Annotated in this window: 14 protein-coding genes; 2 read left to right on the top strand and 12 right to left on the bottom strand. The window is 55.3% G+C overall.

Annotated elements, in window-relative coordinates; translation table 11 throughout:
* Positions 1-15 precede the first annotated feature (15 nt).
* The 9 genes from paaA to NZD89_RS14880 form a co-directional block, all read right to left on the bottom strand.
* Complete coding sequence (paaA, locus tag NZD89_RS14920) at positions 16-945, bottom strand: 1,2-phenylacetyl-CoA epoxidase subunit PaaA (RefSeq protein WP_268008502.1); 930 nt, start codon at positions 943-945, stop codon at positions 16-18.
* Between the two features lie 10 nt (positions 946-955).
* Positions 956-1,555: a TetR/AcrR family transcriptional regulator gene (locus NZD89_RS14915; protein WP_268003605.1), complete on the bottom strand. Its 600-nt coding sequence runs from the start codon at positions 1,553-1,555 to the stop codon at positions 956-958.
* A gap of 91 nt (positions 1,556-1,646) precedes the next feature.
* Complete coding sequence (locus tag NZD89_RS14910) at positions 1,647-2,975, bottom strand: dihydrolipoamide acetyltransferase family protein (protein ID WP_268003604.1); 1,329 nt, start codon at positions 2,973-2,975, stop codon at positions 1,647-1,649.
* A gap of 74 nt (positions 2,976-3,049) precedes the next feature.
* Positions 3,050-4,033, bottom strand: coding sequence for an alpha-ketoacid dehydrogenase subunit beta (locus NZD89_RS14905; RefSeq protein ID WP_268003603.1), 984 nt, complete (start codon positions 4,031-4,033; stop codon positions 3,050-3,052).
* A complete protein-coding gene (pdhA, locus tag NZD89_RS14900) occupies positions 4,030-5,136 on the bottom strand; it encodes a pyruvate dehydrogenase (acetyl-transferring) E1 component subunit alpha (RefSeq protein WP_268003602.1) in 1,107 nt (368 codons plus the stop codon). The genes NZD89_RS14905 and pdhA overlap by 4 nt, the downstream gene beginning before the upstream one ends.
* 64 nt (positions 5,137-5,200) lie before the next feature.
* The gene (hisC, locus tag NZD89_RS14895; RefSeq protein WP_326492852.1) at positions 5,201-6,280 is read right to left on the bottom strand and encodes a histidinol-phosphate transaminase; all 1,080 of its coding nucleotides are present in this window, start codon (positions 6,278-6,280) and stop codon (positions 5,201-5,203) included.
* 356 nt (positions 6,281-6,636) lie between these two features.
* Positions 6,637-8,193: a histidine ammonia-lyase gene (gene hutH, locus NZD89_RS14890; RefSeq protein WP_438938759.1), complete on the bottom strand. Its 1,557-nt coding sequence runs from the start codon at positions 8,191-8,193 to the stop codon at positions 6,637-6,639.
* A gap of 163 nt (positions 8,194-8,356) precedes the next feature.
* Entirely contained in the window at positions 8,357-8,881 is a 525-nt protein-coding gene (gene yjjX / locus NZD89_RS14885; RefSeq protein ID WP_268003600.1) for an inosine/xanthosine triphosphatase, read from the bottom strand.
* A 113-nt stretch (positions 8,882-8,994) separates the two neighbouring features.
* Complete coding sequence (locus NZD89_RS14880) at positions 8,995-9,888, bottom strand: DMT family transporter (RefSeq protein WP_268008500.1); 894 nt, start codon at positions 9,886-9,888, stop codon at positions 8,995-8,997.
* Between the two features lie 202 nt (positions 9,889-10,090).
* On the opposite strand from NZD89_RS14880, the gene NZD89_RS14875 reads away from it, so the two are divergent.
* Complete coding sequence (locus NZD89_RS14875; RefSeq protein ID WP_268003599.1) at positions 10,091-10,429, top strand: hypothetical protein; 339 nt, start codon at positions 10,091-10,093, stop codon at positions 10,427-10,429.
* Positions 10,430-10,590: 161 nt separating this feature from the next.
* On the opposite strand, the gene NZD89_RS14870 is transcribed toward NZD89_RS14875, so the two are convergent.
* Positions 10,591-11,844, bottom strand: a complete 1,254-nt coding sequence (locus NZD89_RS14870; protein WP_268003598.1) for an NRAMP family divalent metal transporter — start codon at positions 11,842-11,844, stop codon at positions 10,591-10,593.
* Positions 11,845-12,004: 160 nt separating this feature from the next.
* Between NZD89_RS14870 and csaA the strand changes: the two genes are divergently transcribed.
* The gene (gene csaA, locus NZD89_RS14865; RefSeq protein ID WP_268003597.1) at positions 12,005-12,334 is read left to right on the top strand and encodes a chaperone CsaA; all 330 of its coding nucleotides are present in this window, start codon (positions 12,005-12,007) and stop codon (positions 12,332-12,334) included.
* 4 nt (positions 12,335-12,338) lie between these two features.
* On the opposite strand, the gene NZD89_RS14860 is transcribed toward csaA, so the two are convergent.
* A complete protein-coding gene (locus tag NZD89_RS14860; RefSeq protein WP_268003596.1) occupies positions 12,339-13,277 on the bottom strand; it encodes an alpha/beta hydrolase in 939 nt (312 codons plus the stop codon).
* 48 nt (positions 13,278-13,325) lie between these two features.
* On the bottom strand, positions 13,326-14,252 hold the full coding sequence (locus NZD89_RS14855; RefSeq protein WP_268003595.1) for an Mbeg1-like protein: 927 nt from the start codon (positions 14,250-14,252) through the stop codon (positions 13,326-13,328).
* Between the last annotated feature and the right edge of the window lie 164 nt (positions 14,253-14,416).

The raw sequence follows: 14,416 nt of genomic DNA, 5'->3' as shown, positions 1-14,416 counted from the left end.
CGGCAATGGCACGGCTCACACCACCGTCGCTGAGGTCCGGTTCCCCGCCTCAGTCATGGCCTCGCGCACCCATGCTTGCCCTTCGTGCGCCGTTCGCCGCAATTCGATCCGCTCTTGTGACTTTGGGCCATCATTTCGACGTACCATTCTCGAAAAGCGCTCCCAGTCTGGCTCCGAATAGCTCCATCGACCCGTCCCCTCGTTCAACGCGAGTTTTTCATCCGGCACGGTCAAGCCCAGGACCTGAATTCGCACAACGTAACGCGTGAGGAACTGCTGCCTCATCTCCTCGTTGCCCTTCGTGCGGATCTTGTACGTCGTCATGCGTTGTGCTGCATCGGAAACCTGTGCCGGTCCGAAGAAGAACATGAGCGATTCCCACCAGCGGTTCAAGGCGTCCTGCAGCATTTGACGTTGCTCTGCACTCCCTTGGGCGAGAGCTAATACGACCGATTCACCATGGTGCATGTGAAAGCTTTCTTCAGCGCAAATCCGCTTGAGCACGCGGGCATACGGTGCATAGGAACAGTCGAGCAGAGCCGTCTGCGTGATGATGGCGGCGCCGTCGACGAGCCAACCGATAATCCCCGCGTCCGCCCACGTTGGCGCTTCCATATGAAACACGTTGTGAAACTTGACCTTGCCCGTGAAAATATCGGTGATGAGATCGTCGCGCACCTTGCCGAGTGGCCGCGCCAGATCTTCGGCGACGCGCAGGAGGAGTTGACCGTGTCCCATCTCGTCTTGTACTTTCGCGAGGAGAGACAGTTTTCGACGCAGCGTAGGCGCCTTGGGCACCCATTCCTTCTCGGGATACGCGCCCATGATTTCGCTGACGCCGTGCATGTGAATGAGCCGCAGCAGCAAAATCCGGTAGTCGTCCGGCATCCAGTCGGTCGACTCTATCTTCTCACCGCGTTCAATGCGACCGAGGAACGCGGCCATTTGATCTTCGTCAAGCACGGTGATCTCGCTCCTTTGCCGTGTCCTCTATACCGTTCACGAGAATCTGGATAAACCGTTCCGCAATTTCGTCCGGCGACAGCGGACCGGAGGGACGATACCAGTGGTAGAGCCAGTTCGCGACAGACAAGAGCATCAGTCGAACAAACTTCGGGTCCGTAATACACATCGACCCGTCGTCGATGCCTTCCTGTAAAATGGCATTCCAGTGCGCCTCATACTCATCTCGCTTCGTTTGAATCAGGTGTCGGCGCTCCTCCGAGAGAGCCTCCCACTCGTGGAAGAACACGGTCGTCGCGTCCATCCGTTGTGCGATGACTTGAATATGCGCACACAACGCCATTCGCAACTTTTCGATAGGAGATCTGTCGCTCTGCGAAACAGCGGTGATGGCACTCAGAAACGCATCCGCCCCGTCATCGACAATTTCGAACAGCAGATCCTCTTTGGACGAGATGTGCGCGTACAGGCTCCCGGACAAAATTCCACGGTTCTGTGCAATTTCACGAATCGTGGTCGCGTGATAGCCCTTTTTACTAAAGAGGCGACTCGCCTCGACTAAAATTTGTTCCCTCTGACTCGGCCTTGCCAATGATTGTCTCTCCATCTCTCTGTGGGCTGACACAAAACAAGCGATTGCTTGTTTTAATCGTACAGCAAATTATCAAACTTTTCAATCAACTTTACACCATCTCGAGAAAAAGTTGGTCCGGATCTTCGAGCAAACTGCGAATCCGATTTGTAAAGCGAACTGCGGTGGCTCCGTCGATGAGGCGGTGATCAAAGCTCAACGAGATGTTCATCATCGTGCGAATCACACTCTTCCCGTCGCGAACGACGTTTCGCGGCTCCATTTTATGAATGCCCAGAATGGCCGCTTCCGGGTAATTGATGATCGGCGTGGCGTACAACCCGCCAATTGATCCGACGTTGCTGATGGTAAACGTGCCCCCCGTGATTTGGTCGATCCTTAGCCTTCCGGCGCGCGCAGCCGCCGCCAGGGACGCGATTTCTTGTGCCAACTGAAACACCGTCAACTGGTCCGCGTCTTTGATGACGGGTACGATGAGCCCGTCGTCCGTATCGGTTGCGATCCCGATGTGATAGTAATGCTTGAGCAGGATGTCACCGGTCTCGTCGTCGAGCGACGCGTTCAAGATGGGAAACTCCCGCAGAGCAATGACGACAGCCTTTACGAAAAACGGCAAGAACGTGAGTTTCACCCCTCGGACTTCCGCCGTCCTCTTCAAGCGTTCACGCAGTCCGTTTAAGGCATCCATCTCCAGCTCGTCGACACTGGTGACGTGTGGGATGACCGAAACCGATTTGACCATGTGTTCGGCAATGCGCTTGCGAACGCCCCTGAGCGCAACTCGTTCCACACGTCTGTGCTCCTGTGCGCTCTTCTCGGTACTGGGGGCACGCGTGGCAGCCTCGGTGAGTGCTTCGCTCCCCTGCGCCTCGGTCGCGGGTCGCGACGACGGTGCCTGCAGGCCATGTTTGAAGCGCTTCAGGTCCTCCTCCGTCACGCGCCCGGCGCGGCCGGTACCTTCGACCTGTTCGATGTCGATACTCATCTGCCGCGCCATGTATCGGATGTGCGGCGTGGCAAGCGCCCGCTTCGCAATCGGTGTCGTGCGGGTCGCCTCGCCTAGGATGCAGCGGTCAGCAACCGTGCCATTGCGATCTTCTGCGACAAGCGAATGAGGTTGTGTAGCGCCGTCTTCCAACATCGCCTCTGGAGGTCTCTTCGGCAACTGTGGCTCCACCTTTGACTGTGCGTCTGCGATGATCACCAATGTGGATCCGACGGGTACCATCGCGCCTTCTTTGGCCAAAATGTGGTGAATTCGACCCGTCACGGGCGCAGGCAACTCGGCAGTCACTTTGTCGGTTTGCACCTCTACAATCGGATCGTCCACCAGTACGTTGTCGCCTTCCTTCACGAGCCAGCGAACGATTTCCCCTTCGTGCATGCCTTCCCCGATATCAGCGAGTTTGTATTCGAACATGTGCTTCTCCCTTCTCTCCTTTCGCAATTGCGACGCGTCATTTCATCGGCCGCGAAAAGGCGTCATGCGAAGAATTAGAATAGCATCGTGTCTACGATTCCTTGCTTCACTCGCGCTTGGGTCGGCATGAATTCGTCTTCGACAGAGAAGAATGGGACCGGCACGTCGAAACCGGAAATGCGCTTGATCGGCGCCTTTAGGTAAATGAGGGCCTCGTCGTTGATGAGGGAGATGATCTCTGAGGCCATACCTGCGGTCTTATGCGCCTCCTGGACGATGAGCGCACGCCCCGTCTTTTGGACTGAGGCAAGGATGGTGTCCCTATCGAGCGGGGAGAGCGTGCGTAAGTCGACCACTTCGCAGCTGTAACCGCGTTCTTCCTCGAGCTGTCTCGCTGCGCTCATCGCCAGCTGGAGCATCGCTCCCCACGCAAAGATGGACACATCCCGCCCCTCTTGTACGACCTTCGCCTTTCCGATAGGCACGCGATACAACGCTTCCGGCACCTCCTCGCGGAATGCGCGGTAGGTGCGGGTCGGCTCGAGGAAGAGGACCGGGTCAGGGTCTTCGATGGCGGACACGAGCAGTCCTTTGGCGTCGTACGGCGTGCTGGGGACGACCACCTTGAGCCCTGGCGTGTGGACAAAAAACGCTTCGACGCTCTCTCCGTGCAACTCCGGTCCTCGAATGCCCGCACCGTACGGCGTGCGGATGACCATCGGCAGCGAGTATTCGCCGCGCGTTCGGAACCTCATCCTCGCGGCATGGGAGAATACCTGTTCGAGTGCGGGATAAATGAAGGCGAGAAACTGGATTTCCGCCACGGGAATCATTCCACCAAGCGCCAAACCGATGGCGGATCCGACGATGCCGGACTCTGCGAGCGGCGTGTCAAACACCCGCTCTTCCCCGAACTTCTGAAGGAGGCCGTCAGTTGCCCGGAAGACGCCGCCGTTTGTGCCGATGTCCTCCCCCAACAGTACGACGCGGCCGTCATCCGTCATCTTCTGGTCCATAGCCTCAGAAATTGCCTGAAGGATATTCAAATTCCGACTCACGGCTGCATCCCGTCCTTTTCCATCGCTCGTTCGAACTCTGCCGCTTGTTCCTTGAGGTGCCATGGCATCTCTGCATAGACGTGCTCAAACATGTCGAGCGGATTGGGCGCTTCGTAGCGCGCGAACTCGTCGAGTGCCAGCTCGATACGCGCTGTCGCGTCAGCCATCACCTCGGATTCGAAGTCGTCTGTCCATAGCCCTCTCTGCTCGAGAAATCGTTTCAGCCTGCCGATGGGATCGCGATGAGTTCGCCAATCGGTCGCGAGCTCCTGGTCGCGGTATCGCTTCGGGTCGTCAGCGGTGGTATGCGCGCCATAGCGAAACGTCACTGCCTCAATCAGAGTCGGCCCCCCTCCTGCGCGAGCGCGTTCCCTCGCTCTCGACACCGCATCAAAGACGGCCAAGACGTCGTTGCCATCCACTCGCTCCCCTTCGATGTCGTACGCGTTGGCGCGCTGTGAGATGGTTTTTGACGCCGACTGTTTAGAGAATGGCACACTGATGGCATAGCCGTTGTTTTGACAGATAAAGATGATTGGCAGGTGATAGAGCCCGGCAAAGTTCAGCGCCTCGTGGAAATCGCCTTCCGAGGACGCACCATCGCCGAAATATCCGACGGTGACGACGTTCTCATTGCGGAGTTTCGTCGCCCAGGCCATTCCGACGGCGTGTAACAGGTGTGTGGCGATAGGCACCGACGGCGGTAAGATGCGCAACGACTTGGCGCCCGTGCCGCCTTCCAGGCGTCCCGCCCAGTACAAGAAGACCGTCGTCATCGATTGGCCGCGCGTGATGGTTGCGGCGTGATCGCGATAGGTTGGAAACATCCAGTCGTCTTTCGCGAGTGCCAATGCGCTTCCGATTTGAGCGGCCTCCTGCCCTTCAAAGGGCGCGTATGTGCCCAGGCGCCCCTGCCGCTGGAGGTTGACCGCCTTGCGGTCAAATTGACGCGCAATGGCCATGTTCCGATACATGTCTAAGAGCAAAGATTCGTCCATCCGCCCGTCAAGCGGCTTCGCGAGTACCCCGTCCGGCGTGAGAAATTGCGTGAAGCAAAGCCCTTCCGCCAGCCGGCCATCGCGTAGTCCGTGTTCCATCAGCATCTCTGTTCCTCCCTGTCTATCTATCAGGTGAACGCTGACGTCACTCCACTCGTTCTTCTCTCGTCTATCTCAGCGAATCGGAGAGTGCTGCAATAAATGCCTCGTTCTGTTCTTCAGTGCCAATCGTCACCCGAATCGTCTCCGGGTACGCATCACACTGCGTGCCCGAACGGACGATGATGCCCCGCTGAAGCAGAGACGCGAACACCTCGTCGCCCGACCGCGAGACGTTGACGAGAAGAAAGTTACCCTGAGATGGATAGTATTGGAGCGCCAATCTGTCAAATTCCCTCTCGAGATAGTTCCTCCCTGCGGCATTTTTATCGCGGCAGAACGCGACATATTCCTGGTCCTTGAGCGCTCCCAGCGCCGCGGCTTGGGCCAGTCGATTGGTATTGAACGCGTCCTTGACCTTTGTCAGACTTTGTAACACCTCGCGTTGCGCGATGGCGTACCCCACCCGCAGCGCGGCCAAACCGTACACCTTTGAAAAGGTGCGCAGGACCAGGAGATTCGGATGTGTGGCTAACAGAGGCAGAGTCTGCAGGTAATCTAAATCGGTCACGTACTCGTAGTACGCTTCGTCGACGATGACGAGCATGTCACCGGGCACCTGTTCAATGAAGTTGCGAAGCGCTTCCCTTCCCACGATGGTGCCTGTGGGATTGTTCGGATTGCAGACGAAGATCATCCGCGTCTGCGACGTAATGGCCGCGAGCATCCCCTCGAGATCGTGGACGCCGTCGATGAGCGGGACTTTGACAGGTGAACCGCCGTCGATGAGCACGTTTGTCTCGTATCGTGGAAACGTGACGTCTGCCATAATCGCTTCGTCGCCCGGTCGGATGTAACTGCGGGTGACGAGCCGAATGAGTTCGTCTGAACCGTTCCCAAGCAGAATTTCGTCGGGTGAAACACCCAAATGGACACTCAATTGTTGGGTGAGTTCGGGTGCGGTCGCCTCTGGATAGAGGGTCACTTTGTCCATCTCTTTGAGCATCGCCTCTTTTGCCATGGGAGAATACCCAAAGGGATTTTCATTCGAAGCCAATTTGATGATTCGGCCCAATCCGAACTGCCGCTTGACTTCCTCAATCGGTTTCCCAGGCTGATAGACACCGAGTTGCTCAAGTTCTTTTCGCACCGGAATCCTCGTCAACATGTAAACGCTTACACCCCCATTTGAAATGAAGCAACCATTCGCAGGGATACGTCATAGGATAGGATGCCTACATCTCTCGCTCAGGTTGCTCGGTCAGGTGCCCATGAATTTAAACAAGCGCTTGATTGGTTTAAGTATATAGAAATGTATGAGGTTTTTCAATTCACAGAACCGTGTGCCTTTCGCCAGGAGACGAAAACGACTGTCATAGGGATGAGGCAGAAAGCGGCAGAATGACCATTGGAGGCATCTATGAAGAGGACGGCGGCTCGCACCGTTTTGACCTCGACTTGTGCGACCTCACCGCCCGCACCACCATCAGGTCACGTTGAGCCTACTCACGGCCCTGGCCATGCGCTGCTACCTGGAACCCCGTTCGCAGCGTTTGTGAGATCAGTTAGTTGCCCTTGGAGGATGGCCGCGGCCAGCGTCTCAATCTCCTTCGAATACGACCGATCCGCCACGTATCCGGGGACGAGTTTGCGAACCCACCCGTACACTTTGCGCGTGGCTGGCGCCAGTTTCGCGCTTTCCTTCCATTCGAGCGCTTGGGTCGCACAGATGAGTTCGATAGCGAGGACAGCCCCTGCGTGATCGACAATTTGTGCGGCCTGACGGGCGGCAATGGTCCCCATACTGACGTGGTCTTCCTGGTTGGCGGAGGACGGAATCGAATCGACGCTCGCCGGATGGGCGAGCACCTTGTTTTCTGACACCAAGGACGCGGCGACATATTGCAGAATCATCATGCCGGACGAACGCCCGGCATCTGGCGTGAGAAACGCCGGAAGTCCTTCGTTCAGTTGGGGATTGACCAACCGCTCGGTGCGGCGCTCGGAGATGTTGGCGAGTTCAGAAACCGCGATTTTCAGGTAATCCATGGCGAGTGCCACCGGTTGTCCGTGAAAGTTTCCGCCCGAGTAGACGAGCCCCTCGTCAGGAAACAAAAGCGGATTGTCGGTCGCGGAATTCATCTCGATAAAGAGCGTCTCGCCAATATGGCGCAAGGCGCGAAGGGAGGCGCCGTGTACTTGCGGCACACACCGCAGAGAATACGCATCCTGGACTTTGCCAGCGTGCGCTGTGCCCACATATTGACTTCCCTCAAGATGCGTACGCAGATCTTTGGCAACCGACGCCTGCTCCGGGTAGGGTCGAACGCGTTGAATCGGTTCGGCGAAGGGATCGACAATGCCGTTTAAGGCTTCCATGGTAATGGCCGCAATGGTGTTCGCGGCACCGAGGGCGGCCGTGGCCTGGCGGTAGGCTATGAGCCCGACCGCCATCATCGCCTGTGTCCCGTTGATGAGTGCGAGTCCCTCCTTCGCCTGCAGGACGACGGGTTGAATGCCCGCCTGAAGCAGGGCTTCCTGTGCAGGAAGACGCCTGCCCTCGTACAATGCATCTCCTTCACCGATGAGGCAGAGTGCCAGATGGGCAAGTGGCGCGAGGTCTCCGCTCGCGCCCAGCGACCCTTTGCTCGGGATGATTGGGTGGACACCTGCGTTTAGACAGTCCCGCAACGCGTGCACGATGTCGAGGCGCACCCCCGAAAATCCGCGCGCGAGTGAGACCAGGCGAAGCAACATCATCGCGCGGACGACTTCCGTTGGAAAAGGCTCTCCGACTGCGCACGCGTGGCTGCGCAACAGATTTACTTGCAATGCCTCGCTATCCGCTTCTGGCAGGACGACGTTACTCAGCTTTCCGAACCCGGTATTCACTCCGTACACCGTCTTTTTCTCGAGCAGCACTCCCTCCAGAAACGTGCGACACTTCACGACATTGGCCGTGCACCCCTCGGACATGTCGACGGTCGCATACTGATACACCACGCGATAAAACGATTCGAATGTAATCCCCTCTTCGTCGATCACAACGGTCGCACGAGACATCATTCGCTCACCTCGCAGGGAGTCTGTCATCCAGTCGAATATTGCGGTCACACATCCAGATGCAACGAGGGGCTAAACAGCCGCGTGCACTGTTTAGCCCCTGATGACTGCCAACTTTCATCGATATATCCAGCCCTGAATGAGTTCACTGAATAACTCCACCTTATTCCGTTTTCGCCGGCCGCATGCGTGGAGCAAACGCGCAAATGACAGCATCTCGAAACATCTGCGAGCGGCTGATGTGACCTTGCGTCAAGATGCCGATGGTCCCTTCGCCTTTTGAGATGTCGTGACCGCCTGCCCACTCGTCGATGACTTCGCCCAACTCTCGCCCACGCCGAATTTCCTCGGCCACCTCGGTCGGAAGCAGAATTTGAACGCCCGCGCCGACACTGACCGCGCCATCTTTGCCTGCGATTGCCGCCCAATTGCACAACATCAATCCGTACGCGGTCTCTTCCACCCCGCCTTCGAGTCCGACCCCGTAGTCGAATTCACCATCCAGCAAGGCGCGTTTCGCCCGATTCACCGCCCCTTGCATCGTCACCTCGTTGGAGAACGGTTGGTCGGAAACACCCGACGGCGCGTTCACGCCATCCATCTGTGCGGCGATTCCCATTTGGTCAAAAGCCATGGCGACGGCTCGTATTTTCGCCGGATTCTTAGAGCCAACTGCAATCTGAAACACCAATACCCCTCCGTAATCGATTGAATGATAGATGTGATGGTGCGGGCTGATGCTCCGCCTCGCTCACGGCCTTCCTCTTCATCTCCCCATACCGCTCGCGCGTGAGCGGTGCGTTATGCCGACGGCGACGAGACCTGTGCCTCGCGTTTTCGCCGTCGGAAGCGCGTGTTCGCGACCAACGCCACCGAACACAGGATGATGCCCAAGGCGATGAGGAGCCGCAACGAGAGCTGCTCATGGAGAAACGCCGCTCCCCAAACCAAACCGAACACTGGGACGAGGAACGTGACACTCATTGTTTTGACTGGCCCCACCCGCTGCATGAGGCGAAAGTAGATGAGATAGCCTAGGGCCGTAGACAGAACCGCGAGCGCGAGCACGGAATATACGACGGACGCCGACAATGGAGTCTGTATATGGTGAAAGAAAATGAAGGGGAACAGCCATATCCCGGCGGCAAGCTGCTGACCAATGGCAAGGTCTAGGGGGCTTACGCCGACAAATTTCCTCGCTGAGTACACACCCCCAAACGCGTAGGCCAGTGCAGCTAGAAGTGAACAACCAGCCCAGAACACGGGTGACGTCGCGTGGACGCTAAAATCGCTCCCTACGGCGACGAGGACGCCAAATATGCCCAGCACCAATCCACAGACCTTCTTGACGGAGAGGGCATCGCCCATCCAAATTCTCGCGACGACTGCTGTAAACATCGGTGTGGTGGCATTGAGAATCGCGGCGAGCGCCGCGGACAACCGGAGCTCGGCGATGGAGATCAAACAAAATGGAATCGCAGCGTTGATGGCCCCAAGCACCAGATACGATTTCCACCTCGCCAGCAATTGTACGCGTTGTCTGAGTACGAGGGCGTACAGGACGAGCGAAAGCGCTGCGATGAGTACACGGCAGTCGACGAGCAATGCGGGTCCGAGCATTGGCGACGCCACGCGGATGAATAAAAAAGATGCGCCCCAGAGTGCCGCCAGTACGACGAGTAGGAATAAATCCACAACGCCCAACGTTCAACCTTCTCTCTGTTCAATAGCGTTTGTTGCGTAGGCGATGATACCGCCACGGCTTATTGTACCTGGTTTCAAGCGAACTGTGTAAAGAGGACTGAATCATCGATTTGTGACTGAAAATTCCCCATTGTAGCACGTACCCTCACGGCTCTATACTGAGTTTATCAATTGACAGAACAGGGTGCCATGTATGCGTTGGTGGATGGGAATTACATTAAATACGGTGTACTTTGGCGCGGTGTGGATCTTGAGTTCAAAGTTCATCCCGGCGTCTAAGCAGTTCTTGTTTCAATTGTGCTCGATTCCCCTGATGCTCTTGTTTAATTGGCTTTATGCCATAGGTGTCAGCCTCGCGTACAAACAAAATGTCCCCTTGTTTGCCGTATCGTTGTTCAATACGGTATTGGGGGTCGGCATCAGCGTGTTGGGCGGTTGGCTATTTCTCCACCAGTCCTTGAATTGGAAGCAGGCTCTCGGTGCCGCCATCATCCTGTTCGGAGTGTTTGTATTGAACTACAAACAGGCGTAAGTTGCCCAAAAAGCGTTCAACCTCGCCGGTTCAAGGGCGGTGATGACTGGGCGTGTCAATGAGGATTGTCCATTCCTCGCACGGCCGTACACCGCCCTATAAAGGGCTTTAAGACGAAGAAGACGCTTTGCCGTCCCTGGCAAAGCGTCTGTTCTCCTCACTCACAAAACGATTTGGATGCCCATGTAGACGCCGAACAACATCACCATGGCGGAAAGTGTCCACACAGTATACTTGTACGCTCCCTTCATCCGCCACTCCTTTGGTAGCACCTTTGCCTCGAGCAGCAAGAGAAATCCAAGGACGATTGGCAGGAGCAGTGCATTCATCACTTCGGTATCGACAGCCAAATTTACTAGATTGACGCCGCTGAAGACTAAGATGGCACCTCCGACATGCGCCAAGGTATATATGAAATAAAACCACTTCGCATCCTTCACCTTGTTGTTGACGCTGTGTTTGAAGCCTGCGACCTCACCAATGCCCCACGCGCCGGCGAGCGATACCACGAGAGCCGCCACAAAACTGGCACCGAGCATTCCCAGGCCGAAGATCACCTTGGCACCGGATGGCCCTAAGAACGGCAACAATCCTTGCGAGATATCCGCCACCGTATCCAGTGGGTGTTGAGGATCTTTCAGACCCACTGTGGCCGCAATCATGACGACGACGGCAATCATGATGACTTGTGTCAGAATCGATCCCGCCATCGTATCTAACCGCGCAGTGTTCAGGTGCCTTATGGAGAGTTTCCGGTCCACGACGGCAGACTGCTGGTAAAAGATCATCCAGGGCATGATTACGGCCCCCACATTTGCTGCTAACAAGAACACATAGCTCGACTGATGGATTGGAACCGTCGCCAATCCCTTCAACAATTGATGTCCACTTGGGTGTGCCATGACGGCAGCAGGCACCAATAACAGCTCAAACAGTCCCATTGCAATACCGATGCGCTCGACGCGCTTATAGCTTCCTGTAAGGCCGAGCACTATCAAGATGATGGTTGCAACCGAGACGCTGTATCGAGGCGATATGCCGAATAGCTCGCCAACGCCGGCGATGCCGCTGAATTCGGTCACCAGCGCTCCAATCGCGGAGAGAAACAACGTGGACACGGAGAAAATGGCCCACTTTCGGCCAAACCCTTCGCGAATCAGCTCGCCATGACCTTTACCGGTGACGACACCCAACCGAACGGTGATCTCTTGAACCAGATACACAATGGGAATGAGCACCAACTGCGGCAATACCATTGAATAGCCCCACTCCGCACCGGACTGCGCGGCTGTAATGATGCAACCGGCGTCTGTATTGGCGAGCATCACGATGATGCCGGGGCCGAATATTGAAAGAACCCATAGGAAACGCTTAAACGAACCGCTTGGGTTGATATCTTCTACGAGTGATTTCATGATAGATTCCCTCATATCAATTCGGACTAATGAACAACAACAGTTAGTGTACTCTAACCGCAATGGTGATTACAATCATCAACATTGAAAACGCTCGTCCAAATTGTGAAGAGTTGTGGCAAAATAGGGAGAGGTTAGGAAATATGAGGGAGGCTTCATCATGGCGACGATTGAAGATTTCTCGCAACTCGACATTCGCATCGGCACAATCCAGCACGCTGAACCGTTTCCGAAGGCGCGGATCCCAGCTATCAAACTTCAAATTGACTTTGGTCCCTTGGGTGTCAAGCGGTCCAGCGCGCAAATTACTCAGCGATACCAGCCGGAGGCACTCGTTGGACGACAGGTTGTAGCCGTAGTCAACTTCCCACCCAGAAATATTGCGGGCTTTCTGTCCGAAGTGCTAGTTCTCGGCGGTGTACCGGAGAAAGGTGACGTCATCCTCCTTCGACCTGATATGCCAGTGCCAAACGGAACGCCCATCTCGTAAATGCCTAAACTGACCTAGGAACGTTGGCACCAAGCCACGCCAGAACGTCTCTGTGAACTTCATCCCGGTTGATCTCGTGGAACAATTCGTGTCTCGCACCTGGGTAAAGCCTGGAGGTCACGTTCGTCAGTCCCTGCTGCTGATAGAGAACTGCCAATCGTCGAATTCCTCGACCAAAGTGAGATAACGGGTCTTTTTCTCCGGCAATGATGAAAATCGGCAAATTATTTGGGATCTGTCGAAGTCTGTTAGAACGGTACATGTTTTGTAGTGTAGTAAACATATCGTACATAGAGGAAGACGTAAGAGAAAATCCGCAATGCGGATCTTCCAGATACAGGTCTATTTCGTGCGCATCCCTGCTGAGCCAATCAAAGTCGGTTCGATTGGGGCGGAACGCCCGGTTGTAGGCACCAAAGGTCAAACGCGTCAACAGCGCACTTGTGCTAGTAGGCCCGTGCATGTTAGAGATGCGACGGGCTATCCATTTTACCACGTGTAAAATCGACCCTTCTGGACCGTTGCTCCCGCACAATACGCAAGCATCGATGCTTGAGCCGTACTGGGTCAAAAACGATTGGGCTACAAAAGAGCCCATACTGTGCCCTATTAGAATGATAGGGAGTGCCGGCGTCGCGCGACGGAGTGTTTGAATGACGTGATAGGCATCGCGCACGAGGTGCTCAAACCCGTCTTCCCCCAAATGTCCACGGGACTTCATTCGCTCTCCAGTGAGACCGTGCCCCCGTTGATCGTACCCGTGAACGAGAAATCCCGCGGTGGCGAGAAACGTTGCAAACGAATCGTACCGCCCGATATGGTCTCCCATGCCGTGCAGGATAAGCACGATGCCACGCGCCGACTTACTATCATCCGGCTCCCAAGAGCGCCCCTCGAGTACCACATTCTGCGCTACGGTGTACGCTACTGTTCGGTTAGGCATTCGCAACTACCCCCTGCTCATACCAGTTCCGGTTACAGGATTCAAGGTTCAAGCTTGCAATTCGTGGACGGTGGTCGGAGCGCCATAAAAGTACTGGTAAAAATCAAACATTTGGTGCTTGTCGTAGAGTGACTCATCGGGAGTTAGATTCTTAATTTTGATTTCGGATCCAAGCGATGAACCGTAGTGACTGAACAGATCTCCCTGAAAACGGTAATCTTTCACACGCCCGATGTCCGATAGATTTTGATGAAAGTTCGTTCCAATGGAATCGAACACCGTGGCTCCATCCACCTGCCAGCCGGGGTATTTGGATGTAAACGTCTTGTACATGCACTGCGCCAACCAGCCACCCATGGAGTGACCCGTGAAAATGACGTGATACTGTCTAGGAGGTAAGCTGGTGCGCACCTGATTGACAAATTGCATCGCGGGGACTTCTTGGTCAACGATGTTTGATACGCTCAAATAGATTCCCGCATCCGATACGAGGTCTTCGACATCATTCGTACCTCGGAACGCGATCACAATCGTATTGCCTTTCTGATATGCGACACCATAAAAACCTGAGTAATCTTCCTTGTCTTCCGTGGCGAGAATGCGCCATCCCGACAAGTCCGAGAAAAAGTATTGATTTGCCTGGTCGTACGACAGATGCCAATCCCTTTGATTGACAAATGCTACCTGCTTATAAATCCCACTTGGGCCGGAGTGCTCTTTCGACAGTGCAGCGATTTGATTCAGTGTGTCATGTTGATAAGGTCCCAAATTCGAGTACGACAAATCCGACATCTTCATCAGGACGCCGTCGTACACGCCTCCAGTGGAACCTGCCGCCGTAGGTACGGCTTTCGACGGGGCGGCAACCTCGTTCCCCACGACCGCGTTGACATCGAGAAAGCGAAAAGGAATCATACAGAGTGCGCTGGCGACCGTAAATCCAACGACGCGTCTCCAATATACGGAAGCCTTCATGCGGTTAACTGAAACACCCTTTCAGCATTCGTTTTCCGTTATACGGTTTGACGGATACTCGAAAAACGACGGTACCATATTATAGCATAGTAGGCTTCCCATGTTTGCCTTGTTTTATGTGAACAACTACCGCAAAGCTCTGTTCTCAAAAAAAAACGCCCCAG

The organism is Alicyclobacillus fastidiosus, from assembly GCF_026651875.1.
In the GTDB taxonomy this organism is placed as follows: Bacteria; Bacillota; Bacilli; order Alicyclobacillales; family Alicyclobacillaceae; genus Alicyclobacillus; species Alicyclobacillus fastidiosus.
The sequence above is the reverse complement of the archived record's forward strand: the minus strand, read 5'-3'. Positions and strand labels throughout refer to the sequence as shown.

Bases quoted from the DNA above. Each gene is read 5' to 3' on its own strand.
- paaA (WP_268008502.1), bottom strand. From the start codon at position 945: ATGGCCGCGTTCCTCGGTCGCATTGAACGCGGTGAGAAGATAGAGTCG.
- NZD89_RS14910 (WP_268003604.1), bottom strand. From the start codon at position 2,975: ATGTTCGAATACAAACTCGCTGATATCGGGGAAGGCATGCACGAAGGG.
- pdhA (WP_268003602.1), bottom strand. From the start codon at position 5,136: ATGCTGATGGAACACGGACTACGCGATGGCCGGCTGGCGGAAGGGCTT.
- hutH (WP_438938759.1), bottom strand. From the start codon at position 8,193: ATGTCTCGTGCGACCGTTGTGATCGACGAAGAGGGGATTACATTCGAA.
- NZD89_RS14875 (WP_268003599.1), top strand. From the start codon at position 10,091: ATGCGTTGGTGGATGGGAATTACATTAAATACGGTGTACTTTGGCGCG.
- NZD89_RS14870 (WP_268003598.1), bottom strand. From the start codon at position 11,844: ATGAAATCACTCGTAGAAGATATCAACCCAAGCGGTTCGTTTAAGCGT.
- csaA (WP_268003597.1), top strand. From the start codon at position 12,005: ATGGCGACGATTGAAGATTTCTCGCAACTCGACATTCGCATCGGCACA.
- NZD89_RS14860 (WP_268003596.1), bottom strand. From the start codon at position 13,277: ATGCCTAACCGAACAGTAGCGTACACCGTAGCGCAGAATGTGGTACTC.
- NZD89_RS14855 (WP_268003595.1), bottom strand. From the start codon at position 14,252: ATGAAGGCTTCCGTATATTGGAGACGCGTCGTTGGATTTACGGTCGCC.